The following is a 26470-nucleotide window of genomic DNA, read 5'->3' as shown; positions in this document are numbered from 1 at the left end:
ATTATTACTTAATCATTCCAATGCGCATCTATGACTTTTTGTATGTGAGGGTAGTTAACATCTGTTTCATTTAAATCCTTACGTAGCTTTAGTAGTTCTTTTTTTAATTCCGCAATGATTTCTTTATTGGCAGGATTGTTATATGCATTATTCATTTCTTTAGGGTCTTTCTTTAAATCATAAAATTCCCAAGCGGCAGGAGTATGGTTTGCATAATCATTACCCCAACTTTTTTTGTTGTATTCTGCATCTGGATTGTCTGTATCTACCCAATATTTTCCATAAAAGAAAATAAGTTTATAATCTTTAGTTCTTACACCAAAATGCGCAGGGTTTTGATGTCTGTGAGCTAAGTGCATCCAATACCTGTAGTATGTAGATTTTTGCCAATTTGCAGGTTCTTTTCCTGTTTCTAAAATAGATTTAAAGCTTTTTCCTTGCATGTAATCTGGAGTCTTACCGCCAGCTAGTTCTATCATTGTAGGGGCAAAGTCCGTATTGTTTATAATAGCGTCAGTTCTTGTTCCACTAGCAATAGTTTTTGGGTAACGAACAAAGAATGGCATACGCATGGCTTCATCATACATCCATCTTTTATCAATATAATCATGTTCACCAAGCATAAACCCTTGGTCGCCAGTGTAAACAATAATTGTTTCCTCTAAAAGGTTTTCTTTTTCTAGGTAATCTATTAATCTTTTTACATTATCATCTACACCTTTTACACAACGAAGATATTTTTTAAGATAATCTTGGTATACTTTACTAGTATATGTTTTTTCATCAGGAGTGAGCTCAAATTTCACATGCTGTTCTGGCTTTATATCCCTTGCGTTTCCGTACTTTCTATGTAAAGTAGTGTCATTCCAATAAATATTATGTGCTTGGTTACGTATTAAATTTCTATGAGAAACAGAAGATCCAATAATACGTGTTAAAGAATCGTTTTTTCCTCTTGTAGCAATAGAGCCATTGTTTTTATTATCATATAAACTTTCTGGTTCTGGAATAAAAGTATCTGCTAAGTAATCTTCATATCTTGGAGCATATTCAAAATCATCATGCGGTGCTTTAAAATGATGCATTAAGAAGAAAGGTTTGTTAGGGTCTCTTTTGTTTTTTAGCCAATCTAAACTTATGTCTGTAACCATGTCAGAAGAGTGTCCTTCTGTTTTAACAACGTTATTTGGCCATGGTTTGTCTCCTTGAATTCTAAATTCTGGATTAAAGTATTTTCCTTGTACAGGTAATACTTGATAGTAGTCAAAAGAAGCTGGCTCTTCATGCAAATGCCATTTACCAACAATAGCAGTTTGGTAACCAAGCTTTTTCATTTCTTGTGGTAAATATTGTTTTGCTATTGGGAGAATACCTTCTAAATCTAAAACGCCATTGGTTTGCGCGCGTTGGCCAGATAAAATTGCTGCTCTACTAGGCACACATATAGCGTTGTTAACAAAACAATTTTCAAAAATAATACCTTCATTAGCAATTTTGTCTAAGGTAGGAGTAGGGTTTAAATTAGCTAAACGACTTCCATAAATTCCAAAACCTTGTGTGGTATGGTCATCTGCCATTATGTAAATAATATTTGGTTTTTTGGCAGGTTCTTCTTTTTTTTCATTGCAAGAGAATAAAAAGAAAACAAAGACATAGATTGCTAATACAAGCAATTTTTTACAAAGCGCTAACATAGAAAAGTGATTTTAGTTTTTGAAATTTATTGTTAGAGTAAAAATACCTATTTCATTAATTTTTAATGATTAAATACGTTCTTTTGGGTACCACATATGGTTAAAAAAATACTTAAGCTTGTATTTTACACTAAACAAAAACTAAATTTACTTTCCTAGACCAATATTTGGAGCATTCTCTTTTTCTTTTAAAGATTCTAAATCTTCTTCTTTTAAAGAAGTCTTCCAAGCATATACATGCTCTAAGTTTTTCATATTTAAAAATGTAGATAGGGAGTTCTTGGAAACTTGAGTGTTGTAAATATTAAGGCTACTAAGACTATTTAAATTTCCTAAAAATGCAATTCCTTTATCAGATATAGTATTATTATTTAGGCTTAATTTTTGTAAGTTTTTAAACTCCGCTATTTTACTTAAATGCTCGTCTGTAATTCCATTGTTATCGGCATAAAACCAAAGAATATTATCTTTTATACTAGATAAAGATTCTATTTTCTTTGCTAACTCTTCAGGAGTGCTGTTTTTAGTGCTTTTAGGAGGTAAAACAACTTCATATAAGCTAGATTCAAACACAAGTTCTCTTAATGTAAATCCTTGCGCAGTAATTGCGTTTATAGTTTCTTGGTTTATTACAGAAACCGTAGGTAGTTTAGTTGCTCCTTTTTGACCCTCAATAGGAATGTCTAGCATATTAGAAGCAATTTGAGTAATGTTTTCAGGAGTTTCTATTGCTGCAACTTTAGAAGAATAATTAGCATTTGCATTGTCTATCCAATAGGTTAATATTGCTATTTCCTCTTCTGTTAATGGTGTTTTGCCTTCTGGCGGCATAAAATCCTCATTGTGGGGGTCTAGGAGAACTCTTTTTATCATTTCTGATTTTGATGAGTTTCCCGCAATTAGGGCATCTCCATTTTTTCCTCCTTTAGAGATAGAGGTACTGTCTGTTAAAGATAAACCGCCTTTTTTCTTGCTAGAGTTATGACAGCTTGTGCATTTGTTATCTAAGATTGGCTCTACTAAATAATCATAGACAACAGCATCTTCTATTTTTGTAATTGCTACTAATTCTTTCTTCTCTTCTTTACCGAAAGGCAAATATTTAAGCAAATAATCGCTACCGTGAGTTAAATTACCTCCATAGTGCCCAGTAATACTCAAAAGAATAACAAGTAGCGTAAGGGTTGCAATATTACCCTTAAAAGTATTTCCTTTTGGGAGTTTAATTTTATCTATCCTAATAAGCCAAGCTATAAATGCAACTACAGTAGTTGCTATTCCAAACCAAAAATGGCTATCTACAGCACTTTCTTCGTAATCGCCACTTAAAGAGAGCATATATCCAAGAATACAAGATACTGTAGCGGTAATTCCTCCCATTAAAAGAGCTAAAGGAATGCCAGAGAGAAGGGTTTCGTTTTTTTTCCATTTGCTAACTATTTCTAATAAAAAAGCAAAAAACAAAAAGCCTATTGGCATGTGTACTATAAGGGGATGAAATCTTCCTAAGAATAAAACTATATCTGGTGCTTGATTCATAAAATAAACTGTAAATAATTTTTAAACGCGCTCTAATTTGTATGGGGCAGAATGATTTGCATTCCACTGACATATGTATACATTTTTATCTTCATCAATACAAACATCATGGCCGTGTAATATAGGTTTTTCATCTATTTGGAAGGTTTCTTGTAGTTCTCCATCTTTGTAAACAGGTTCTGTGCCACCTGGATTGGATACTACTTTGTCACCTTCTAAAATGGTTACAAATCCCGTGTGGTCTCTCCAATTTGTTTTTCCATCTTTTGGTTGCGACCAACAAACACCAGCATATAAGTTATTATCATCAAAAACGGGTCTACATACTTGCATATTTGGTAAGTGTAATGTTTTAATATACTTACCATCTAATGTGAACCACTTAAAACTAGCTTGACTTCTAGAAGTAACTACAACCATTGGGTTGTTTTTGTCTCTATAATCTATAGCAACGCCATGGGCACTTTTTATTTGGTAATTTTTGTCTGGGTTATCACTCCCTCCCCAATGCCTAATATATCTTCCGTAAGCATCATATTGAATAACTCTACTCATGCCATAACCATCTGCAACATAAATATCTCCGTTTGGACCAATAGCGGTCTCTGTTGGGCAAAAATATTCCCCTGGTTTATAAACTCCAATAGTTACTGGGTGGCCAATATCAAAAATAACTTTTCCATCCACAGTAGTTTTGGCAATACGTCCGTTGTGTTTTACCATTTTGTTATTTTTTCCTAATGCCCAACCAGAATCTGCAATATATAGCATGTCTTCTCCACCTTCGTCATGAATTGTTAAACCATGCCCACCTTGATATGCAGTTCCCCAATAGTCTAATAACTTTCCAGATTTATCAAAAATTAAGATATTGTTTTGCGGGTGGTCTCCAATCATAATTAACCTACCCTTACTATCCATTACCATTTCATGGCAATTAAGTAAAGGGATTCTTGTAGAGCTTATTTGAGCCCAATTTTTAGTTAATTTATATTTATAATCTCCATGTCCAAGAATAGTATCTGTTTCATTAAGTAAATGTTTAGCACTTTCTTTTTTTGTAATAATAGAGGCTCCAAAAGCAGAGGAAGAGGAAGCTATAGCGGCACCTGCTAGCCCTGTTTTTTTAATAAAATTTCTTCTTGTAGACATTATTTGGTTGGTTTAGGTTAATAAATCTTTTACTACATTACCATGAACATCAGTTAGTCTGTAACGTCTTCCTTGGTGTTTAAAAGTTAGTCGTTCATGGTCTACACCTAATAAGTGTAGTAATGTTGCATGAAAATCGTGTACATGTACGGGGTCTTTAACTACGTTATAACTAAAGTCATCTGTTTCTCCATACGTAAATCCTGGTTTTACACCTGCACCTGCCATCCACATGGTAAATGCTTTTGGGTGGTGGTCACGACCATAGTTATCTTTAGTTAATTGTCCTTGAGAATAAACTGTTCTTCCAAATTCTCCTCCCCAAATTACCAAAGTGTCATCTAGCATGCCACGTTGCTTTAAATCTTTAATTAAAGCTGCAGTACCTTGGTCAGTTTTTCTGGATTGACTTTTTACCCCTCCAGGGCAGTAATTATGCTGGTCCCAACCTTGGTGATATAGTTGTACAAATTTCACTCCTTTTTCTAGGAGTTTTCTAGCCATTAAACAATTTGCAGCATAGGTTCCTGGGTCTCTACTATCTTTACCGTACATCTCAAAAATATGTTCTGGTTCATCCGATAAGTCGGTTACTTCGGGAACAGAAGTTTGCATTTTAAACGCCATTTCATACTGTGCCATTCTAGCCTGTATTTCTGGGTCACCGTACGCATCTTTTTGTATGTTATTTAAATGACCCAAGTAATCTAACATATGTCTTCTGTCCTGACCATCATAATTTTCAGGGTCACTTAAGTATAAAACTGGATCTTTCCCAGATCTAAATTGAACGCCTTGATGTTCTGTTGGTAAAAAGCCATTACCCCATAAGCTAGCTTTTAAAGGTTGTCCTTTTCCATTTTTAGAAACTAAAGTTATAAAGGTTGGTAAATTCTCATTATCGGAACCTAAACCATAACTTAACCAAGAACCAATAGATGGCCTGCCTGGTAATTGGTTCCCAGTTTGCATAAATGTAATAGCTGGAGTATGGTTTATTTGGTCTGTTTGCATTCCTTTTATAAAGCATAAATCATCTACTACTTCTGATAAATAAGGCATGGCATCACTAACCCAAGCTCTAGATTCCCCGTATTGTTTAAAATTAAAAGAAGACGGTGCAACTGGTAATGTACTTTGGCTACCGCTCATTCCTGTAAGTCTTTGCCCACCAATAATAGATTCTGGTAGTTCTTTACCAAACATGTCGGTTAACTTAGGCTTATAATCAAATAAATCTAATTGTGATGGCCCGCCACTTTGGAATAGGTAAATAATTCTTTTTGCTTTAGGTAAATGATGTGGTAAACCTAATCTATTCTTATTATAGTTTTTTAATATAGCTTCTTGAGCACTTTCATTACTAATATTAGCTAGTAATTTTTCGGAACCTAATAGGCTTCCTAATGCTATAGCGCCTAGCCCTAAAGATGTCTTTTTTAAAAAGTGTCTTCGGTCTAGTTGTTTTTCAATTTTTTGTAAATCTCTATTGTTAGATGTTAACTTTTTATGATGGTGATCGTTACACATGATTTTCTGAATTTATAGGATTACAATCTATCTTTTTGTGATGCTAGCATCTGCATTCATGATAGTGCTTGCTACTACAGCATTTGCTGCAATTAAAGCTTTATTGTCATTTTTAGATATTTTAAAAGCTCCTGTTTGTAACCAGCCTTTTGCTTTTTCTTTATTACTATTAAATTTTTCGTATTCTGTTTTTTGTAATTCGGTTAAGAGATTTAGTTCTTGTTCAGAAATACTTCTGCCAGTTAGTTTTCTAAAGGCTTTTGTTATACCACTCTTTAAATTTTCTGCCTCTGTAATTTGCTTTCCAATTACTCTAGAAGCTTCTATATACGTAGGGTCATTTAAAATAACTAAGGCTTGTAAAGGGGTGTTGGTTTTTTGTCTACGACTAGAGCATAAATCTCGTGTGGGAGTATCAAAAATAGAAATAGTAGGATTAGGTACCGTACGTTTCCAAATAGTGTACATGCTTCTCCTATACAAACCTTCTTCTCCGTCTTGTACATACGTATCTCCATTTACTTTCCATAGACCTTCTGGTTGGTATGGTTTTACACTTTCCCCTCCAATTTCTTTGTTTAATAAACCAGATGCATACAAAGCATTATCTCTTAGCATTTCTCCAGTTAATCTGTTAGAAGGCCCTCTTGCTAACCATTTGTTTTCAGCATCTACGGCTAATAGTTCTTCACTAATTATAGAACTTTGCTGGTAGGTGTTAGATAGCATGATTAGTTTATGTAGAGCCTTTACATCCCATCCAGATTCTATAAAGGTTACAGCTAACCAATCTAGTAGTTTGGGATGGCTAGGTAACTCTCCTTGGTTTCCAAAATCTTCTGATGTTTTTACTAATCCTCGGCCAAATAAATTTTGCCAATACCTATTTACAGTAACTCTTGCTGTTAGAGGGTTGTCTTTATGTGTTATCCATTTAGCAAGGCCGAGTCTGTTTTTTGGAGCTCCTTCAGGCATTGGAAATATTTTTTCAGGTACATTAGAGAATACAGAATCAGTTGGAGAATCGTAATTTCCTCTATCTAAAATATAAGCTTGTCTAGGGGTTTTAGCCTCCTTCATAACCATAATTTGCTTTATGGGCTCAATACTGTCTACTAACACTTTTCTTTTAGCCTCTAATTCTTTCAGTACTGTTATATAGGAGGAAGAGTTGTTACTTAAATAGTATTCAGTTAAAAGCTGTTTTTCTTTTTTTGTTAAAGTGTTAAATGGTGTGGAAATAATTTTCTTAAGTGTTTCTGAATCACTTATTTGCATTACTTCAATAGCGCTTATTTCTTTGTCGAATACTAACAAGTCATCTACGATAGCATTACTAATACCTTTTCCACGCCATATGGCACCAATTCTTAACCCTGGCTCAACTGTTCCTTTATAAATGCGGTCTGACATATTGTTAAAAACAATATCTTTATATAGATTGTCAAAAGTTGTTTTGGTTTCTACAACTTCACCGTTCATATATAGACCTATTCCTTTTGCTTTACTGGAACCGTCATAAGTGAGGGTAACTTGTACCCATTCTTCTTTAGGAATATCTTTTAAAGATTCTATAACCATTGCATTGTCTGGATAAACATGTGCAAAAAGGGCTTCTAGCTTATTGTCTTTTATTTTTAAATGGTAGCCTCTATAACTGTGTAGTTCTGGGCCTTGCATTTTGTGAAAAATAACGCCCTCCTCTAAATCTTTAGGTATAAAGACTTTAATGGAAATGCTAAAAGGCTCATTACGTTTGTATACTCCTATTTTATCTAACTCTAACCAAGTGTCTCCATTCATAAAAAGACCTTTACCATTAACTCCTTTTTTATAGATAGCTTTTTCATTATCTACAAAATGTTGGCGCATTCTTATATTGTTTGTTCCATTCCCTCCAACGGCGTTAACAAGTTTTTCGTTGTCAAAATTAAATGCAGCTATTAGGCCTTTTGGCTTTGCTTTTAGAGCGATTTTTTGGTGAGCGTTATTTGCTAACCATTGATGTGCCTTCTTACTTTCATTCTTGCTTGTTGTGTTTAACCTTTCTTCCGTATCTTCTACAATTTTCTCTAAATAAGCAACAACTTTTTCCTGTTCCTCAGTAGGTAATAACATTGCGGGTACGGGAGTAGCTAGATCCCAAGGAATTAAACCAGTCTCATCCACGTTATTAAAAAAGCTATACATTTCGTAATAATTTTTTTGAGATATGGGGTCGTATTTATGATCATGGCATTTAGCACAGGCATAAGATAAACCTAACATTCCTTGGCTAACAGTAGCAGTCCTGTCTGCCACGTATTCAGACCTAAATTCTTCATCGATAATTCCACCTTCTAAATTTTGCGGATGTAGTCTATTGAATGTAGTTGCTAATTTTTGTTCTTTAGTAGCATTTTCAAACATATCTCCGGCAAGCTGCCAAGTAACAAACTCGTCATAAGGCATATTCTTGTTGAAGGCAGCAATTACCCAATCTCTCCAAGGAGAAGTGTCTCTGTACCTATCATTGCTATACCCATGTGTATCTGCATAGCGGGAAACATCCATCCAATCTAATGTCATTTGTTCTCCATAATGGGGAGAGGTTAAAAGACGGTCAATTTGTTTTTCAAAAGCATTAGGAGAGTTGTCTTTTAAAAAGGCATCTATCTCCTCAATTGTTGGAGGTAAACCTGTTAAGTCGAAAGAAGCACGACGTAGTAAAATTTCTTTACTTGCTTTTTTAGAAGGAGATAAATTCTTTTGTTCTAATTGCGCTACTACAAAATTGTCTATTGGATTGTTTGTGTGTTGGTCTTCCTTAACAATGGGAGTTGAATGTTTTTTTGGTTTTAAAAAAGCCCAGTGATCTTTATATTCCGCACCATCTTCTATCCATTTAATTAATACCGCTTTTTCATAATCGGTTAATGTTAAGTGGGAGCCAGGTTCTGGCATAACTAGTTTAGGGTCATCGGTCATTATACGATGAAAAAATTCACTCTTTTTTAAATTACCAGGAGTAATTGCTACTTTACCAGGATTTTCTGGTAACTCTGCATAAGCAAACTCAGCTTCATGTAATTGTAATCCTGCTTTTATATCTCCTTTGTCTGGACCATGACATAAATAACATTTATCGGATAAAATAGGCTTTACATGTTGGTTAAAATCTACCTCTTTTGGTAGGTTTTCATATGCAAGCGCTACATTTTCAGGTAATTCTGGGCCGCCACAAGATGTTAAAACTATGGCGAGTAAAAATAATATTTCTTTAAAATTTATCATAAAATGATATTTATCATGCAACTAAACAAAATTATATTTTGTAAAATGATAATTCTTGCTTAAATCCGTCTAAAATTTGTACATTTCCGACTTTTAAGATATTTTTATATCGTTTAACGGTACTCTTTATTCCTCAAAAAAAGTCTTTTGAATAATATATTATAATGGTTTTAAGATGGAATTTTTACAAAATTTAAAGCTTAATTTATTGCATGCAGGTTATGCAGAATTAGATAATAAATGGGATTATAATAATGTAATTAGCACCTTTGTTAGGTTGTTTTTAATAACAAAAGGTTCTGCAGAAATGGAGCATTCTGGTTCTTTTTTTAATTTAAAACCAGGGAATATGTATTTAATACCGAGTTTTACGTATAATAATTACAGATGTAAAAATTATCATGAACAGTATTATACTGGTTTTTTTGAAGAGGTTTCAGCAGGGGTTTCTATATTTAACTTACATGAGTTTGTTTATGAGGTGGAAGCAAATAAATTAGAGGAAGATTATTTTAAAAGATTATTAGAAATGCATCCTAATAAGATGGTAGAAAACTCGGATCCAAAGCTATTTATTAATGGAGGGTTAATTAAAATGGGTGATGATTTAGAAAATAATTTAAAGTTGCAATTAGAAACAAAATCTATTTTAGAGATATTACTTTCTAAATTTATAACAAACGGTTTTAAGAATGAGGTTAAGACTAATACTAATACCGGAGACCTAAATAAAGTGTTAGTTTATATTTCTAAAAACCTATCGGAAGAAATAAGTGTAGAGCAGCTAGCCATTTTTTGTAATTTAAATGTAGATTATTTTTCAAGGAGTTTTAAAGCTATTTATGGTGTTAGACCAAACCGTTTTATACAGTTAAAACGAATAGAAAGAGCTCAATTTTTATTACTTTCCTCTCAAAAACCTTTAAAACAAATAGCAGAAGAAGTGGGTTTATATGATGGGGCTTATTTATCAAAAACATTTAAAAAGCTAACAGGGGTTACACCTGCTACTTTTAGAAAACAAAAATTAGGTAATTAGTTATGTTCTCTATATTAGAACCCTTAAAAATTAATTTATTAAATGTTGGTTTTGCCAAATTAGATAGTAAATGGAATTTTACGAATGTTATTAGTCCTTTTTCTAGACTTTATTTAATAACAAGCGGAGATGCCTCTGTATACCATAATAATACTGAATTTAAGTTAAAACCTGGGAACTTATATTTAATTCCTAGTTATACTTTTAGTAGTTATAAATGTAATTTAAAGCATGAACAATACTATATAAGTTTTTTTGAAGAAACCAGTAAAGGGGTTTCTGTATATAGTTTAGTACATTTTAAATATGAAGTAAAAGCAAATGATTTAGATATTGAAAGTTTTAAAAGACTACTTAAAATAAATCCCAACAGGAATATAGTAAATAGTGACCCTAAAACGTATACTAAGAATTCTATATTAGAGAATTATACTACTGCGAATACCTTTTTGTCTGTGTCCAAATTATTAGAGACTAAAGCTCTAATTAAGTATTTATTGTCAAAGTTTATAGACGATGAAGTAGCATCTAAAAAGAATTTTGAACGTAATTTAATAGAGGTTTTAAATTATATATCAGAAAACTTACATGAATCAATATCTATAGAAAGTTTAGCTAAGCAATGTAATTTAAGTAAAGATTATTTTTCAAGAACTTTTAAAAAACAATATTCTATGGGACCAAGCCAATACATACAACTAAGAAGAATAGAAAGAGCCCAATTATTGTTATTAACAACAAAGGACTCTTTTCATGATATTTCTATAAGAGTAGGGTTTTATAATTACTCTTATTTTCTAAAAGTTTTTAAAAAAATTGTAGGGATAACACCTAGCAATTTTAGAAAAAAACAAATAAATATTTAGCTATAATTTTCTATAAATGTCTTCTATATTTAGAGGGTCATTTAGTTCTTTTTGCATAACAATTAGTTCTTTAAATAAAGTGGTTACTTTTTCTTTATAAGAAGCATCTTCTGCCAGATTTGTTATTTCTTCTGGATCATTCTTTAAATCATACAATAGAACTTTCTCAATTTTAGGGTATATAATAAGTTTAAAACCATCTTTACGGATCATACGTTGTAAATCTACATAGCCATTATAAATTGCATCGTAGTGACTTTTAGATTGTTTTCCAGAAATTAAATCCATAATACTATTAAAGAAAACATAGTCAGGTTTTTTAACACCGCCTAAATCTAGAGCGGTAGCCATTGCATCCTGTAAATAAATATCTGCATCTATTTTTTTGTTCTTAGGAACATTTGGCCCTGTTATCATAAAAGGAGCTCTTATGCTATGATCAAACTGCGATTGTTTTCCAATTAAACCGTGCCTTCCTGCAGCTAAACCATGATCAGCAGTAAAAATAACGTAGGTGTTGTCCATTTTCCCCGTAGCCTCTATACGGTCTAGAATTTTTCCTATTTGTTCATCTAGGTGGGTTATTAATGCATAGTATTCTTGTATGTGTGTTTTGGTTGCATATTCTGTTCTTGGAAAAGGAGCTAAAGCTTCGTCTCTTAAACTATGACCGCAACCCATATCGTCTTTATAGGTGTATTCTGGCATCCAGCTTTCTGGTAAACTAATATTCTCTAAAGGATATTTATCTAAAAACTCTTGTGGTGCTTGTCTAGGATCATGAGGGGCATTAAATGCTAAATACATAAAGAAAGGATTGTCTTTCTTTTCTGCTCTATCCATAAATGAAAAAGCATCATCTTTTAAAACCTCACTCCAATGTTTACCGCCTTTCCAAAAACCGCCAAATTTTTTATCCGTAGGGGACCATGAGTTATCTGTTTTACTTAAGGGTCTATTATAACCTACTGGCATAACACTAGAGGGTTTAATGTTTGTACCTTTAATTTCTTTAAAAGTTTTTACCATATCCTCATGCTCCCATGCATCTCCTGGCATTCCAGGTCTAATATGTACTACATTTTGGAAAACACTATCTGCCTTAGCATCTACATGCCATTTTCCTGTCATGTATGTGTCATAGCCAGCACCTTCCATCAATTTCCCCCAAGTTTTATCTAATCCTTTATTTTTGGACCACTCTTGACGAAAATTGTTTACATTCCATACACTTCTTCCCGAAATTAACATTGCTCTAGAAGCTGCGCATATTGCACCATTCCAAGCACCCATATTATAGGCATGTGTAAAGGTTGTTCCCTGGTGTACTAAACGATCTAGGTTAGGGGTCTTAATTTCTTTATTCCCCAAAGCGTTTAATGCTGAGTAGGTCATGTCATCTGCAAAAATAAAGACAATATTTGGTTTCGTTTTTTCTTTTGGTTTTTGTTCACTTTTACAGCTAAACATAATTGTAGCTAGTAGTAATAAGACTATTTTTTTCATATATTTTTTTTAGGCTATTAAATCTTTTCTATATGGGTGTAGTATGCAGATATTTCTTCTCCTTTTTCATTAATAAAGTAGCTTTCTAGCATGCCGCTTCCAGAGGTTAATTCTCCTTCTAAAACAACATAAGGTTTGTTAGGGTCTACTGTTGCATTAATAACGGTGTCTCCAATACTAATTTTTGCTTTAGTTGCTGTAATTATTTTTCCTGGTGGGAGAGAGTTACTAAACTCTCCACCGTCTATTGCTGGGGTAGATGCGTTAATTGCTAAATTAGATTCTGGCGGATATCTATAAAGTTTAAACCTGTAATTTCCAGCTTCTTTAACATTAATACTGTAAAACCCTTTTGGGAAATTTTTTGCCTCTCTAATTTGCTCTTGATTCCATGGAATAGGGTCTTTAGTATGTATGTCATGCACCGTAATTAATACAGGGTTTGCTGCTTTGTCTCCAAGAGGAATTTCGGCATAACGTACATCTGGAAGTATTGATTCCCACCATTGGTTGTAGAATTTTTTCATTTTTTCTACTCTCTCTGGGTGCTTAGCAGCAATGTCATTTTTTTGTCCTGGATCTTCTAACGTATGATATAATTCTTTTCCGTTAATTAATCTCCAATCTCTAGACATTACACAACTGTTTCTATTTTTTTCTGGTAATTGATTTCTTTGAGTGTCTACAACTAACATACGATTAGTAGCTTTTGTTTTACCATTTAAGATGCCAGCGATACTTGTGCCATCTAGCGGTTTTTTTTCTGAAAAAGGAATGCCAGAAAGTTCTGCTAAAGTTGGTAGCATATCTACATGTGCTGCTAAATCTCCTATTTTTTGGCCATGTAATAAGTTTCCATTGGGCCAACTAATAAAAAATGGAACTCTATGGCCACCATCATAATGACTTGCTTTTGTTCCCTTTAAACCAGCGTTATATCCTATATTAGGACCTTCTGATTTTCCTCTTTTTATTCCCGCAGCAGTACCGTTATCTGTTGTAAATACAAGAATGGTATTGTCGTAAATGCCTTCTTTTTTTAAATGCGCAACAAGCTTTCCAAAATTTTCATCAATATTGGTGATCATACCATAAAAACGTTTTTGAATGTCTGATAATGGAGTATCAGAATACATTTTGGCATATTCTTCGGGAACATTAAATGGCCCGTGAGCAGCATTTAATGCTAGGTACATAAAGAAGGGTTTTTCCTTAGATTTATCTATATAATCTATTGCTTCATCAAAGAAAACATCTGTACAATAACCTTTTACTTTTTCAGGAGTACCATTTCTATAATAAGTATCTTCAAAGTAGGTGTTGTTCCAATAGTCTGGAGTTTGGTTTACGCCGCCACCCAATAAGCTTAATGTTTTATTAAAACCTCTATCTTCTGGTCTATATGGGTAGTTGTCTCCTAGATGCCATTTGCCAAGCATTATAGTTTCATAATTATTTTTCTTGTAAACTTGAGCTATAGTTTCTTCGTCATCTAATAAAATAGAACAGCCGGCAATAGTGTGCCAAGCATTGTTTCTGTTTGCATTTCTTCCAGTCATTAAACCAGCTCTTGTTGGAGCACATGTGGTGCCAACATGAAAATTGGTAAGCTCTAAAGACTCTTTTGAAAACGAATCTAGATTGGGTGTTTTTATCCAAGGGTTTCCGTGGGAACCTAAGTCTCCATAACCTTGGTCATCTGTAACAATAAATATAACATTGGGCTTTTTGTTTTCGTTGCTAACAATATTTTTTTTTGATTTATTAGAGCAACTAACAATTGTAAAAAGTAAGCAAATTGTTACTTTAAAAAGGTGCTTGTTTTTCATAATTTATAAACTAGAGGCTTTGTTGTTATTTTTCATTTTGTTGACATATTCACTTGGTATAACGCCAAATTGTTTTTTAAAGCATTTAGAAAAGTAAGAGGCAGTATTAAAACCAGTCATGTACATAATTTCTTTTACAGATAAATCACTTTTTTCAAATAATTGCACTGCTCTTTTTAATCTTATGTTTCTTATAAATTCACTAGAAGAAAGGCCAGTAAGTTCTTTAAATTTTAGGTACAAGTTGCTTCTACTTAATCCCATTTCTTTTACAAGCATTTCTACATTAAAATCGCTATTCATCATATGTTTTTCAACAATTTCTATAGCCTGATTTAAGAATTTTTCATCAACAGATGTAACAGTAATTTCTTTAGGTTGAATTTTAATATTTCTATTAAACCTTTTTCTAAGTGTGTCTCTTCTAGATATGGTATTGTCTAATTTAACTTTTAGCAATTCAAGATTAAATGGTTTTGTTAAGTAATCATCTGCACCAGACTCTAATCCTTTTAATTTGCTTTCATCTGAAGATTTAGCCGTAAGTAGTATTACGGGAATATGACTGGTTTCTTCTTTTTCTTTTATTGTTTTACATAAAGAAATACCATCTAAAACAGGCATTACAACATCACTTAATATTATGTTCGGCATAAGTTTTAAAGCATATTCTAAACCTTGTTCTCCGTTTTCTGCTTCATAAATAGTGAATTTGTCTGAAAGAGCTTGTGTAATAAATTGCCGTATATCTGCATTATCATCAACCACTAAAAGTATTGGCATTTTTGATCTAGAGTTAGACAGGTTTTTATCTAAAATTTCGTCATTAATACTAATTGCAAAAGATTCTGTTTCCGAAGACCTGGTAAGAAAATCACTATCAGAAACTTCTTTACAACTAATTTCTTCAATGTTTTCATACGCTTTACGTTCTAGCGGTAGGTGTACAGTAAATTCTGTACCAGATCCTGGTTCGCTTGTAACATCTACTTCTCCTCTATGTAGTTCTATAAGGTTTTTTGTAAAAGATAAGCCAATACCCATACCTTCGGCATTTAATTTTGTATCTTCTTTATTACTATAGAATCTTTTAAAAACATTGTTTAATTTTTCTTTAGAGATGCCTTTTCCATTGTCAATGACTTTAATTACAATATTTTCACTAGAAGGGGTTTTTAATAAAGCATTTTTTTCTTTATATATTTTAATCTCAATTTTCCCATTTTCAGGAGTAAACTTAAAAGCATTAGAGAGTAAATTATTGCAAATTTTTTCTAGTGCATCATGATCTACCCAAGATTGTATTTCCTCTGGAGTGGAAATAATATTAAAATCTATCATTTTTTTATGCGCAAGAAATTGGAATGGTTCTGCTAGTTCCATGATAAAAGAAACAATGTTAGTTTGCCTTACTACAAGGTGCATTTTACCTTGGTTAATTTTTCTAAAGTCTAATAATTGCGTTACTAATTTTAATAAATAATTAGTGTTTTTATGCATTAAAGTGTATTGTTCCTGCACTGCTTTTTGAGGAATATTTTCTCCGTTCTTTTGTAGGTATTCTAGAGGGCCTTTTATAAGGGTTAATGGAGTTCTAAATTCATGAGAAATATTAGTAAAAAACTCTAGTTTTACTTTTTGCATTTCTTCAGATTTTTCTTTTTCTAAGTGTTCTAACTCTAGTTGGTGTTTTTCGGTTGTTTTTATAAAAGTATATCTCCAAAATAGCCAAATAAGAGCAAAACCAAGTGCAATGTATACTATATATGCCCAGTCTGTTCTCCAGAAAGGAGGGATTACTTTAATTTCAATTTCCGAAGGTGTTGGATCCCATATACCATCATTGTTAGATGCTTTTACTAATAGTGTATAGTTTCCGGGTTCTAAATTTGTATAAGTAGCAAAACGTTTTTTTGATGTTGTTTTTACCCAATCTTTATCAAAACCTTTTAGCATATATGCAAATTGGTTTTTATTTGGTGCGGCAAAATGCAACGCTGCAAACTCAAAAGAAAAACTATTTTCTTTGTATTTTAACTCTATTGTTTTAGTTGTATTAAGTGTGTTATTTAAAATAGTTCTACCATTATAGGTTTTTCCAATTTTTACTTTTTTATTAGAAATTAAAAAGTTTGTTATTACAGTTTCTGCGGGGACTTCATTTTTTTCAATATTTTCTGGATAAAAAGAATTAAAACCGTTTACACCACCAAATAAAAATTCACCACTTTTTCTTTTTAAACATGCCAATTCTTGAAATTCATAGTTTTGTAAACCATCTATTTCATCATAATTTGTAAAAGTTTCTGTTTCTGGATTAAATTTAGATATGCCTTTATTAGTGGAGATCCATAGGTTGGCATCATCGTCTTCTAATATTCCTTTTATTACATTGTTAGGGAGCCCTTGTTTGGTGTCAAAATTTATAAAATGTTCTGGCTTTTCTTTAGTTCCTTTTACAAATTTATTTAAGCCGCCACCAAATGTTCCAATCCAAATATCTCCAGTACTACTTTCTAAAATTGGCAGAATATAGTTATGGCTTATAGAGGTGCTATCTTTTGGGTTGTTTTTGTAAACTTTAAATTTTGGATTTTCTTTCTGAGCTTGCTTAGGGCTTAATCTGCACAAACCATCACCAGTTCCAAACCATATAAAGCCGTTACTATCTTCGTAAATATTTCTAATAATATCGTTAGAAATACTTCTTTTATTAGTAAGGTTACTTGTAAATCTTTTAATTGTATATGTTTTAGAAATAGAATCGTATTTTCTTCTAAATACACCACCGCTATAGGTGCCTACCCAAACTGTTCCTTGCCTATCTTCTGTAATGGTAAAAACACTTTTGTTAATTTCAGGAATTGGAATTGCTTTTTTTATTTTTTGCGGATTAGTAATATCTAATTGGTATAAAGATGGAATGCCTTCTGCGCCAATTAAGAGTAGTTTTTTATTCCCTTCTTTAATTTCTTCAAGAGAAAAAATTTTATTGCTAATATTAAATTTTTTAAAGTTTGTGTATGCTTCTTTATCTTTATAAAGAGTCATGTTTAAACCGCCTCCTTCTGTTCCTAGCCATAAGTTGCCATTGCTGTCTTCTAAAATAGAGCGTATTTTGTCATAACTTAAGCTATTCTCCGAAAATGTTTTTCTAATTTGTCGAAACTTTTTTCGTTCTAAATCTACTTTATTTATACCTCCGCCATTAGTTCCTATCCAAATTATTCCTGTTTTATCAATAAAAAGTGATTTTATAATGTTTTTACTTAAGCTGTTTGTTATTTGAGGGTTATAGGTGAAATTGGTAATTAGTTTAGGGAAGTTAGATCCATTATTGCTAGAGTAATATTTTAATCCAGAATTACTGCCTATCCATATATTATTATAATTATCTATTTGGATTGATCCAAAAGAACCATCAGCAATTTTGCTACTTGTCAGTATATTATTTTTAATGCCGTAACAGTATAAACCAATGTTAGTACTAATGATTAAACGCCCAAATTTATCTTCTTTAATGGCGCGAACAGCGGCAGAAGGTATTCCTGTAGTTTCATTTTCTAATCTAAAATATAAATTGTTGTTTTTATCATTTGCTAACTTGTATATGCCATTAATACCACCAACCCATAATTGCCCTTTATTGTCTTCGAAAATTGATAAAATTGAGCTGCCGTCCCAGCCACTACTATTAGGTTCTTTTACAGGGCTAAACTTAGTAAAAATAGGATTGTTTAAAGGTTTGTTAAGGTCTAGCATATTAATACCTCCGTTTGTACCAATCCATAGCCTGTTTTTTTTATCTATATGAAGATTAGAAATATAGTTGCTGTCTATGCTGTTTGGGTCCTCTTTATTACTTGTAAAATGATGAAACTTTTCGGTTTTACTATTAAAAAAATTAAGTCCTCCTCCAGTTGTTCCAATCCATAAATTTCCATCTTTATCGCCGGTTATACTATAAATTAAATTAGAACTTATGGAGCCTTTTGTATTTGCCTCTGGAACATAATTTGTAAAATTGTACCCATCGTATTTATTTAACCCATCATGTGTAGCGAACCACATAAAACCTTTGGAATCTTGGTATATGTCATTAATATCATTCTGAGATAATCCGTCTTTAGTTGTTAGGTGGTCAAAATAAATATCATTTTGCGAATAAAGTATATTGCAAAAAGAGAAATATAATATAATGTATAGTAGCTGCTTCAAATTCTTTTTATTAGAACATAGGTTAATAATTTATATAATATAAAAAAACCTTTGTACATATTTGGTAATTAGTACTCCTAATTACCAAATGTATTTAGAATTGTTTTTAAGCTCTATATTAAATGGCTTAGAGTGTATAACAAATGATTATACTTTGTAGATGGTTTAACGCCATTCTAAGGTCATAGGAGAGTTTGTTTTTTTTGAAAAGCTACTTACATATTCCTCCCATTCTTGTTGGGAATTAAATTCGCCTCTTTCTTTCCAACCAAAACCTGAAAAATAAGTTACTTGTTGGTTCATTACCTTTAGGTTGGCATAAGCATTACTTAAATCTACGATAGGGGTGTCATATTTTTCAAATGAAGAAATATAATTTTCAGGGACTATAATTGCCGTTCCTAGCTCAGAATCTCCATGTGGTTGCCAATAGCTAGTCCACCCTTCCTCAGTATTAGAGGTAACTTTTCCGTCTTTTTCATGAAGTGTTAAACCTGCAGAAATACTATTAGCACCTTTTATAGTACAATTGAATTTAGAAAAATAATTACCAAAATCTAGACTTATAATTTTAGATTCTTTAATTGTATTTCCTGCTGCATCCCAATCCGCATATTCCACATAAAAACTAGTTCTAATAGGTCCGGTAGTTATGGTTTTCCATTTAGTATAATTTTTAGAGTAGAAAAAGGTTGTGTCTTTTTTTATGGCAGTACCACCAACACCTCGGCTAACTCCTACGTGAAAATTATCTAAACCTTCGCCATTATCTTCATGGTAACTACCATTAGTTTGTAATTCTTTATGATACCATTTATTAATAATTGGGTAATCTACTTTTTTTAGCCAAGCATCTACACCACTAGATAAAGTTCCTCCTGGTACGCCATCTTCTTTCATTTTTTGAGCTGTTGGGCCAAATATTCTAAAAGCAACTTTATTGTTTTCCCATGTGTAGTCATCTGTTCTTTCAGGAACAAAGCGGGAGTAGCATATTACTTCTTTTTTTGGAATTTCTTTAAGATATACTATTTGATATTCTTTTTTTGAGTTTGCAGCTATTTTGGGTTGAAAAATTATTTCATCTTTAATACCATCTCCATTATTGTCTACTAATTGAGAGGTTATAATTTTACCAGTAGTTACATCTTTAATACCAACATTGTCTGAGATTTCTTTTTTATAGAATTTTTTGTCTATAGATACGGTTTCAAAAGACCTTTCTACATTAAGTGAGTTTTTAACAATAAATATAGCATCTTCTTTTTTTGAGTTACAAGAAAACAATACTATTATACTAGCAAAAATTGTAAAGGTCTTTTGAATATTCATATCTGTTTTTTTATTCCTCGTTATTTGGCTTGCCTATTGTAGCAAGTATGCCGCCATCTACATACACTACATGGCCATTTACAAAATCACTTGCTTGGGAGCTTAAAAATATTGCCGCTCCAGCTAAATCATCTGGGTCTCCCCATTTTGCAGCGGGCGTTCTGTTAACAATAAAATCATTAAAAGGGTGCCCGTCTACTCGTATAGGTTCTGTTTGGGAAGTTGCAAAATAACCAGGACCAATACCATTTACTTGTATGTTGTGTTTTGCCCACTCCGTAGCCATATTTTGAGTAAGCATTTTTAAACCTCCTTTGGCAGCAGCATAAGCACCAACAGTATTTCTTCCTAATTCGCTCATCATAGAGCATATATTAATAATTTTTCCTTCTTTTCTGGTAATCATGCCTTTTACTACGTGTTTAGAGACAATAAAAGGGCTTACTAAATCTACATCTATAACTTGTTTAAAATCTGCCACTTCCATATCTTCTAAAGGAGTGCGCTTTATTATCCCTGCATTATTTACTAAAATATCTATTGCTCCAACTTCTTTTTCAATAGTTTGTATAGCTTTAATTACTGCGTTTTCATCAGTAACATTAAATTTATAGCCAATAGCGTTAATACTTTCCTTTTTATAATATGCTACTGCAGCATCAATTTTTTGTTGTGAAGAGTTTCCGTTAACAATAATAGTAGCTCCTGCTTTTCCAAGGCCTTTGGCCATTGCCATTCCTAAACCATGCGTGCTACCAGTGACTAAAGCTATTTTTCCTTCTAAATTAAATAGTGAAATACTCATAGTTATCTTAATTCTGTAATTTTAGCAACATCCATATCTGTATAATCTAAATTTTCACCAGCCATACCCCAAATAAATGTATAGTTTGAAGTTCCGGATCCGCAATGAATAGACCATGGCGGAGAAATTACTGCTTGGTGGTTTTGCATCCAAATATGTCTTGTTTCTTGTGGTTGCCCCATAAAATGACAAACTGCTTGTTCTTCTGGAATATCTAAATAAAAATAAACTTCCATTCTACGGTCGTGAACATGTGCTGGCATAGTGTTCCAAACACTTCCAGTTTTAAGTTCTGTCATTCCCATTTGTAGTTGGCAAGAAGTTACAACACCGCCAATAATCATTTGGTTAACTGTTCTGTGATTTGCAGTCTCTAAAGAACCTAATTCTAATTTATTGGCATCTTTTAAACTAACTTTTGTAGTTGGGTAATTGGTGTGTGCAGGAGCCGAGTTTAAATAAAACTTAGCAGGATTTTTTTGGTCGTCACTCTTAAAAATAACAGACTTTATTCCCATGCCAATGTATAAAGCATCTTTAAGGCCTAATTGGTATGTTTCTCCGTCTACCTCTACAGAGCCATTTCCTCCAACATTAATAATTCCTAATTCTCTTCTATCTAAAAAGAAACCTGCTTTTAAAGGGTCAATGGCTTCCAGTTTTAGAGGTTTTTGGGGTACTGCAGAACCCGCTATGTAGCGATCGTAATGAGAATATGTTAGGTTTATTTTACCTAATTGCATTAGGTTGTCTACCAAAAACTCTTCTCTTAATTCTTTGGTATTATATTTTTTTACTGCCTCAGGGCTAGAGGCGTATCTTGTTTCATAAATAGTTTCCATAAGTATACTATGTGGTGTTTTAAATATGTAATTAAAATACAAACCTAATAAAAAATAATGAACTAGTACAATCGATTGTATTTTTTGTATATTTATCCTATATTCGAAGTTCGTATTTTTGGGCTATGGAAAATAACTTAATAACTATACATGATATTGCCAAAGCTCTAGGTATAGATAGCTCTACGGTTTCTAGAGCATTGAACAATAGTAATAGGGTTTCTTTAAAGACAAAAAAGAAAATAATAGATAAGGCAAATGAGTTAGGGTATCAAAGAAATTTATTAGCATCTAATCTTAGAAGAAATAAGACAAATACAATAGGTGTAATTGTTCCAAGAATATCTAGATACTTTTTTTCTTCCGCTATTTCAGGAATAGAAAAAACAGCTTTTGAGAAAGGGTATAATGTAATTATTTGCCAATCTTTAGAACAGTTAGAAAGGGAAGAAAACTTGATTAACACTTTAGCAGCAAATAGGGTAGATGGTATTATAATGTCTGTTTCCATGGAAACTCTTAATTATAATCATTTAGATGGACTAAAAAAAAATGGAACACCAATTGTGATTTTTGATAGACATTGTGATATACCAGATCGTAATAATGTTTTGTTAGATGATTTTGCAGGAGCTTTTGAAGCAACTAATCATTTAATTGAAGAGGGATGTATAAATATAGTACATTTTTCAGGGCCTAAGAATCTAAATGTTTATAGAAATAGATTAAAGGGATATAAAGCAGCATTAGAAAAACATGAAATTCCTTTTAGAGAAAATTTAGTGCTTAATTCTCATTTAATGCAAGAAGACGGAATCACATTAGCGGAAAAAGTTTTAAGACTACCAGAAAGTATAGATGGAATTTTTTCTGCAAATGATGTAGCGGCAATAGGTGCTATGCAATATTTAAAACAGAAAGGTATAAATATTCCAAAAGATATAGCAATGGTTGGTTTTAGTAATGGTCCCACTTCAGCAGTTATGGATCCGCCATTAAGTACAATTGATCAGTCTGGAGGAAAAATGGGAGAGTTATCTGCAAATTTATTATTTGAACAACTTCAAATTAAACCGTTAGAAAGAGAATCTAAAACTATAATTGTAAAGCCATCCTTATTAATTAGAGAGTCATCTAAGAAAAAAAAGAAGTAAGTTTATAAAATACCAATACAACATTAATATATGAAAATTAAAACCATTAGAATGCTGCCTTTATTAGCTGTTATTTTTATACTAAATGGCTGTTCTGAAATATCTTCAAAAAGAACTTTAAAATTAGCACATGGTTTAGATGTTGGACACTCTGTACATATTGCTATGGTTAAAATGGGTGAAGATTTAAAAGAATTATCTGGTGGAAAAATGGCCTTAGAAATTTACCCTAGTCAACAATTAGGAACAGAAAGGCAATGTTTAGAGTTGCTACAAATTGGAAGCTTAGATATGACCAAGGTTTCTGTTGGGGTTTTAGAAAATTTTGCTCCAAAAATGAAGGTGTTAGGACTTCCTTTTTTATTCCGAGATAGAGAGCATTCTTTTAAGGTTTTAGATGGCCCAATAGGGCAAAAATTATTGAATGATGGAGAGCAATATTGGCTAAAAGGATTGGGCTATTATGATGCTGGTAGTCGTAGTTTTTATACTAAAAGCAACCCAGTTAATACACCAGAGGATCTTAAAGGATTAAAAATTAGAGTAATGGAAAGTGTTACTGCTATGGATATGGTGAATAAGTTAGGTGGTTCGCCAACCCCTATTTCTTGGGGAGAACTATATACCTCATTACAGCAAGGTGTTGTTGATGGTGCAGAAAATAACCCTCCTAGTTTTTATTTGTCTAGACATTATGAGGTTTGTAAGTTTTATAGTTTAGATGAGCATACCGTTTTACCAGATGTTCTTATTGCAGGAACTCATTTATGGGAGAAATTGAATGAACAAGAAAGAATTTGGTTAAAAGAAGCGGTAAATAATTCTATTATTTACCAAAGAAAACTATGGATGGAAGCAGAAAAAGAAGCTCTAGATGCGGTGCAAGAAGCTGGAGTAAAAATTATAAGACCAGATAAAACATTGTTTTTAGAAAAGACAAAAGACATATTTGATCAATATAAGGAAGATGAAACTATGTATTCATTAATTAAAGATATACAAGCAGTAAAATAATATGGAACTAAGAGATAGGGTAGATAAAATATTAGGGAAAATCTTAATACTAATAATGAGTATTATGGTTATAAATGTTTTATGGCAAGTGTTTAGTAGATATTTTCTTGGTTCGCCTAGTTCTTTTACAGATGAATTGGCAAGATACCTTATGATATGGGTTGGTGTTTTAGGGGCGGCATATGTATCTGGTAAAAATAAACATGTAGCTATAGATGTTTTGCCATCTAAACTATCTGAAAAAACACAAAAAAAATTAAAGCTTATTGTAAAAATTTTAATTATCCTTTTTTCCCTTTTTGCATTAGTAATTGGCGGCTCAAGGTTAGTTTATATTACGTATGTTTTACAACAATATTCTCCTGCATTACAAATGCCATTAGCAGCTGTTTATATGGTTTTGCCAATAAGTGGCATATTAATTATCTATTATAAAATTTCTGATATCTTAAAAAATAAGTAATATGGAGTATTTTCCAATTCTCGTTCTAGTAATTAGCTTTGTTGGTTTGTTGGCTATTGGTACACCAGTAGCATGGAGTATAACTATTTCCTCTTTATTAACAATGCTAGTAAGTATCCCTGCAATGCCTGCTTTTACTACAGTAGCACAACGTATAGGTACTGGTTTAGATAGTTTTGCACTGCTTGCAATACCATTTTTTGTTCTCTCTGGAGAGTTAATGAATAAAGGAGGCATAGCACATAGATTAATTGCTTTTGCAAAAACAATAGTAGGGGCTTTACCAGGAGGGTTGGCTTTAATTAATGTTATTTCGGCAATGCTAATGGGAGCTATTGCGGGCTCTGCAATGGCATCTGCTTCTGCAATGGGTAGTATTTTAGGACCAGAGATGGAAAAAGAAGGATATTCCAAAGAATTTGGAGCAGCAGTAAATATAACTTCAGCTACTACTGGGTTAATTATTCCTCCTAGTAATGTGTTAATTGTATATTCATTAGCAAGTGGAGGTGCCTCCATTGCAGCTTTATTTTTAGCAGGTTATATTCCAGGGATACTTACAGGTATGTTTTTAATGATAGTTGCATCATTTTGGGCAAAGAAGAAAAAATATAAAGTAGGAAAAAGAAGTACTCTTAAAGAAGTTTTTAAAACTTTTATAACAGCTTTACCAAGTTTGTTCATGCTAGTAGTTGTTATTGGGGGTATTGTTACTGGTATTTTTACAGCAACAGAGGCTTCTGCAATAGCAGTTTTGTATAGTTTAATTCTTGGATTTGTATATAAAGAAATATCCTTTAAAAGTTTGCCTCAAATTTTATTAGATTCTTCTGCCACAACCGCAATAGTTATGTTGTTAATTGGAGCTTCTATGAGTATGTCTTGGGCGCTTTCTTATGAGAATATTCCACAAGATATTAGTACAGGATTATTAGGGCTAAGTGATAATAAAATTATGATACTTCTTATCATAAACTTACTATTGTTAGTTGTAGGTATTTTTATGGATATGACGCCAGCGGTATTAATTTTTACACCAATATTTTTACCTGTGGTTACTAAATTAGGGTTAGATCCAGTACATTTTGGAATAATAATGATTCTAAATCTATGTATAGGCTTGTGTACGCCACCAGTAGGCTCGGTCTTATTTGTCGGCGTTGGTGTAGCACAGACAACCATAGAAAAGGTCGTAAAACCACTATTGCCTCTTTTTGTTGCTATGATAATAGCATTATTTTTAGTAACGTATTTTCCAGAACTAAGTTTGTGGTTGCCAGGTTTGTTTAATTTATAGGAAAAGCTAATTAGTATCTGTAAAATGTTTTAGATATTCTGAAGGTGTTTTGCTTGTGATGTTTTTAAATTGTCGGTTAAAATTGGAAATGTTATTAAAGCCAGATTCATAACAAATACTTGCTATATTTCCTCTTTGTTCTATAAGTTGGTTACATGCATAGCCTATGCGAACTTCATTTAAATATCTGGAAAAGGTTTTTCTATTAATACGTTTAAAATACCTGCTAAATGCAGAAGGATTCATATTTGCAACATTGGCAACATCTTCTAAAGAAATGGGATTATTAAAATTTTCAAATATGTATACGTAAGTATTGTCTAAAGTTACATTTTTTGTTTTGTTAAAAGTTTTAATGTAACCTTCACTAGATAGTACTTCATAACTATTATGTAAAGCCAGATTATTTAAAATACTTAATAATTCTATAGTTCTTTCAAAACTATTTAATGAAGAAATGTTTTCAATTTTTTTTGGTATAGAAGAGTTTACATTTATGAATTTAATTCCAAATTTTGCTTTTTCTAAAAGTTTTCCAATAGGTCTCATTTCTTTGGTTTCAAAAAAATCTTTCCCTAAAAAATCTTCTCTAAAATGGATAACAATATCTTCGGCCATTAAGCCAGAATTTGCTTCAAAATAATAATCATCATTCACCCACATATGTGGAAGGTTCTTTCCAATTAAAACAAGATCTCCTTCTTCAAATTTTTTAATACTATCCCCAACAAACCTAGTACCAGTACTCTTTAAGGTTAAAACCAATTCTAACTCCGGATGGTAATGCCAAACTTTTAAAAAAGAAGGCTCGTTATGTCTAGTAACCATGAAAGAGGTATTTTCAAGGTTATCTCTGCTTATAAGGTGTAATTTCATAGTATTTACTTAAGTAGCACCTGCTAATCTTAACAATATAA

18 protein-coding genes are annotated in these 26470 nt (G+C 32.2%); 6 read left to right on the top strand and 12 right to left on the bottom strand.

The genetic code is table 11. The annotated features are described in order from the left end of the window. Window positions 1-8: 8 nt before the first annotated feature. The 5 genes from Q0820_RS01775 to Q0820_RS01755 all read right to left on the bottom strand — a co-directional run bounded on the left by Q0820_RS01775 (window position 9) and on the right by Q0820_RS01755 (window position 9188). Window positions 9-1694, bottom strand: a complete 1686-nt coding sequence (locus tag Q0820_RS01775) for a sulfatase (protein ID WP_298484529.1) — start codon at window positions 1692-1694, stop codon at window positions 9-11. A 147-nt stretch (window positions 1695-1841) separates the two neighbouring features. Next, window positions 1842-3233, bottom strand: coding sequence for a c-type cytochrome domain-containing protein (locus tag Q0820_RS01770; RefSeq protein WP_298484528.1), 1392 nt, complete (start codon window positions 3231-3233; stop codon window positions 1842-1844). 21 nt (window positions 3234-3254) lie between these two features. Beyond that, window positions 3255-4385 carry a twin-arginine translocation signal domain-containing protein gene (locus Q0820_RS01765; RefSeq protein WP_298484526.1) on the bottom strand — a complete coding sequence of 377 codons (1131 nt, stop codon included), beginning with the start codon at window positions 4383-4385 and terminating at the stop codon, window positions 3255-3257. Between the two features lie 12 nt (window positions 4386-4397). Then, window positions 4398-5915: a DUF1501 domain-containing protein gene (locus tag Q0820_RS01760; RefSeq protein WP_298484524.1), complete on the bottom strand. Its 1518-nt coding sequence runs from the start codon at window positions 5913-5915 to the stop codon at window positions 4398-4400. A 27-nt stretch (window positions 5916-5942) separates the two neighbouring features. Next, the gene (locus tag Q0820_RS01755; RefSeq protein ID WP_298484523.1) at window positions 5943-9188 is read right to left on the bottom strand and encodes a DUF1553 domain-containing protein; all 3246 of its coding nucleotides are present in this window, start codon (window positions 9186-9188) and stop codon (window positions 5943-5945) included. 175 nt (window positions 9189-9363) lie between these two features. Between Q0820_RS01755 and Q0820_RS01750 the strand changes: the two genes are divergently transcribed. Together Q0820_RS01750 and Q0820_RS01745 are read left to right on the top strand one after the other, a co-directional pair. Then, on the top strand, window positions 9364-10227 hold the full coding sequence (locus tag Q0820_RS01750) for an AraC family transcriptional regulator (protein ID WP_298484520.1): 864 nt from the start codon (window positions 9364-9366) through the stop codon (window positions 10225-10227). Window positions 10228-10229: 2 nt separating this feature from the next. Next, complete coding sequence (locus Q0820_RS01745) at window positions 10230-11093, top strand: AraC family transcriptional regulator (RefSeq protein WP_298484518.1); 864 nt, start codon at window positions 10230-10232, stop codon at window positions 11091-11093. Here the strand turns inward: Q0820_RS01745 and Q0820_RS01740 are convergent, their stop codons facing one another. From Q0820_RS01740 to kduI, 6 genes are all read right to left on the bottom strand, one after another. Next, the gene (locus Q0820_RS01740; RefSeq protein WP_298484517.1) at window positions 11094-12599 is read right to left on the bottom strand and encodes a sulfatase-like hydrolase/transferase; all 1506 of its coding nucleotides are present in this window, start codon (window positions 12597-12599) and stop codon (window positions 11094-11096) included. 17 nt (window positions 12600-12616) lie between these two features. Beyond that, window positions 12617-14428 (bottom strand): arylsulfatase, encoded by a 1812-nt coding sequence (locus tag Q0820_RS01735; RefSeq protein WP_298484515.1) that lies wholly within the window; start codon window positions 14426-14428, stop codon window positions 12617-12619. A gap of 3 nt (window positions 14429-14431) precedes the next feature. Next, complete coding sequence (locus Q0820_RS01730) at window positions 14432-18646, bottom strand: two-component regulator propeller domain-containing protein (protein WP_298484513.1); 4215 nt, start codon at window positions 18644-18646, stop codon at window positions 14432-14434. Between the two features lie 165 nt (window positions 18647-18811). Further along, the gene (locus tag Q0820_RS01725; protein WP_298484511.1) at window positions 18812-19978 is read right to left on the bottom strand and encodes a DUF4861 family protein; all 1167 of its coding nucleotides are present in this window, start codon (window positions 19976-19978) and stop codon (window positions 18812-18814) included. Between the two features lie 10 nt (window positions 19979-19988). Further along, entirely contained in the window at window positions 19989-20783 is a 795-nt protein-coding gene (locus Q0820_RS01720; RefSeq protein WP_298484509.1) for a gluconate 5-dehydrogenase, read from the bottom strand. Window positions 20784-20785: 2 nt separating this feature from the next. After that, the gene (kduI, locus tag Q0820_RS01715; RefSeq protein ID WP_298484507.1) at window positions 20786-21625 is read right to left on the bottom strand and encodes a 5-dehydro-4-deoxy-D-glucuronate isomerase; all 840 of its coding nucleotides are present in this window, start codon (window positions 21623-21625) and stop codon (window positions 20786-20788) included. Between the two features lie 125 nt (window positions 21626-21750). On the opposite strand from kduI, the gene Q0820_RS01710 reads away from it, so the two are divergent. The 4 genes from Q0820_RS01710 to Q0820_RS01695 are packed head-to-tail and all read left to right on the top strand — an operon-like array spanning window position 21751 to window position 25553. After that, entirely contained in the window at window positions 21751-22779 is a 1029-nt protein-coding gene (locus Q0820_RS01710) for a LacI family DNA-binding transcriptional regulator (protein WP_298484505.1), read from the top strand. Between the two features lie 30 nt (window positions 22780-22809). Beyond that, window positions 22810-23793 (top strand): TRAP transporter substrate-binding protein, encoded by a 984-nt coding sequence (locus tag Q0820_RS01705; RefSeq protein ID WP_298484504.1) that lies wholly within the window; start codon window positions 22810-22812, stop codon window positions 23791-23793. Window position 23794: 1 nt separating this feature from the next. Continuing rightward, window positions 23795-24256 (top strand): TRAP transporter small permease, encoded by a 462-nt coding sequence (locus Q0820_RS01700; protein ID WP_298484502.1) that lies wholly within the window; start codon window positions 23795-23797, stop codon window positions 24254-24256. A gap of 1 nt (window position 24257) precedes the next feature. Further along, complete coding sequence (locus tag Q0820_RS01695) at window positions 24258-25553, top strand: TRAP transporter large permease (protein ID WP_298484499.1); 1296 nt, start codon at window positions 24258-24260, stop codon at window positions 25551-25553. A 6-nt stretch (window positions 25554-25559) separates the two neighbouring features. Here the strand turns inward: Q0820_RS01695 and Q0820_RS01690 are convergent, their stop codons facing one another. After that, window positions 25560-26429, bottom strand: a complete 870-nt coding sequence (locus tag Q0820_RS01690) for an AraC family transcriptional regulator (protein WP_298484498.1) — start codon at window positions 26427-26429, stop codon at window positions 25560-25562. Window positions 26430-26470 lie beyond the last annotated feature (41 nt).

Source organism: uncultured Maribacter sp. (genome assembly GCF_947495965.1).
Taxonomy (GTDB): Bacteria; Bacteroidota; Bacteroidia; order Flavobacteriales; family Flavobacteriaceae; genus Maribacter_B.
Note: the sequence above shows the minus strand (reverse complement) of the source record. Positions and strands in the feature narration are given on the sequence as shown.

What these genes read in the sequence shown, in the direction of transcription:
- Q0820_RS01735 (WP_298484515.1), bottom strand. Translation starts at nt 14,428, where the DNA reads ATGAAAAACAAGCACCTTTTTAAAGTAACAATTTGCTTACTTTTTACA.
- Q0820_RS01740 (WP_298484517.1), bottom strand. Translation starts at nt 12,599, where the DNA reads ATGAAAAAAATAGTCTTATTACTACTAGCTACAATTATGTTTAGCTGT.
- Q0820_RS01710 (WP_298484505.1), top strand. Translation starts at nt 21,751, where the DNA reads ATGGAAAATAACTTAATAACTATACATGATATTGCCAAAGCTCTAGGT.
- Q0820_RS01725 (WP_298484511.1), bottom strand. Translation starts at nt 19,978, where the DNA reads ATGAATATTCAAAAGACCTTTACAATTTTTGCTAGTATAATAGTATTG.
- Q0820_RS01755 (WP_298484523.1), bottom strand. Translation starts at nt 9,188, where the DNA reads ATGATAAATTTTAAAGAAATATTATTTTTACTCGCCATAGTTTTAACA.
- Q0820_RS01760 (WP_298484524.1), bottom strand. Translation starts at nt 5,915, where the DNA reads ATGTGTAACGATCACCATCATAAAAAGTTAACATCTAACAATAGAGAT.
- Q0820_RS01775 (WP_298484529.1), bottom strand. Translation starts at nt 1,694, where the DNA reads ATGTTAGCGCTTTGTAAAAAATTGCTTGTATTAGCAATCTATGTCTTT.
- Q0820_RS01770 (WP_298484528.1), bottom strand. Translation starts at nt 3,233, where the DNA reads ATGAATCAAGCACCAGATATAGTTTTATTCTTAGGAAGATTTCATCCC.
- Q0820_RS01745 (WP_298484518.1), top strand. Translation starts at nt 10,230, where the DNA reads ATGTTCTCTATATTAGAACCCTTAAAAATTAATTTATTAAATGTTGGT.
- Q0820_RS01720 (WP_298484509.1), bottom strand. Translation starts at nt 20,783, where the DNA reads ATGAGTATTTCACTATTTAATTTAGAAGGAAAAATAGCTTTAGTCACT.
- Q0820_RS01705 (WP_298484504.1), top strand. Translation starts at nt 22,810, where the DNA reads ATGAAAATTAAAACCATTAGAATGCTGCCTTTATTAGCTGTTATTTTT.
- Q0820_RS01765 (WP_298484526.1), bottom strand. Translation starts at nt 4,385, where the DNA reads ATGTCTACAAGAAGAAATTTTATTAAAAAAACAGGGCTAGCAGGTGCC.
- Q0820_RS01750 (WP_298484520.1), top strand. Translation starts at nt 9,364, where the DNA reads ATGGAATTTTTACAAAATTTAAAGCTTAATTTATTGCATGCAGGTTAT.
- Q0820_RS01690 (WP_298484498.1), bottom strand. Translation starts at nt 26,429, where the DNA reads ATGAAATTACACCTTATAAGCAGAGATAACCTTGAAAATACCTCTTTC.
- kduI (WP_298484507.1), bottom strand. Translation starts at nt 21,625, where the DNA reads ATGGAAACTATTTATGAAACAAGATACGCCTCTAGCCCTGAGGCAGTA.
- Q0820_RS01700 (WP_298484502.1), top strand. Translation starts at nt 23,795, where the DNA reads ATGGAACTAAGAGATAGGGTAGATAAAATATTAGGGAAAATCTTAATA.
- Q0820_RS01695 (WP_298484499.1), top strand. Translation starts at nt 24,258, where the DNA reads ATGGAGTATTTTCCAATTCTCGTTCTAGTAATTAGCTTTGTTGGTTTG.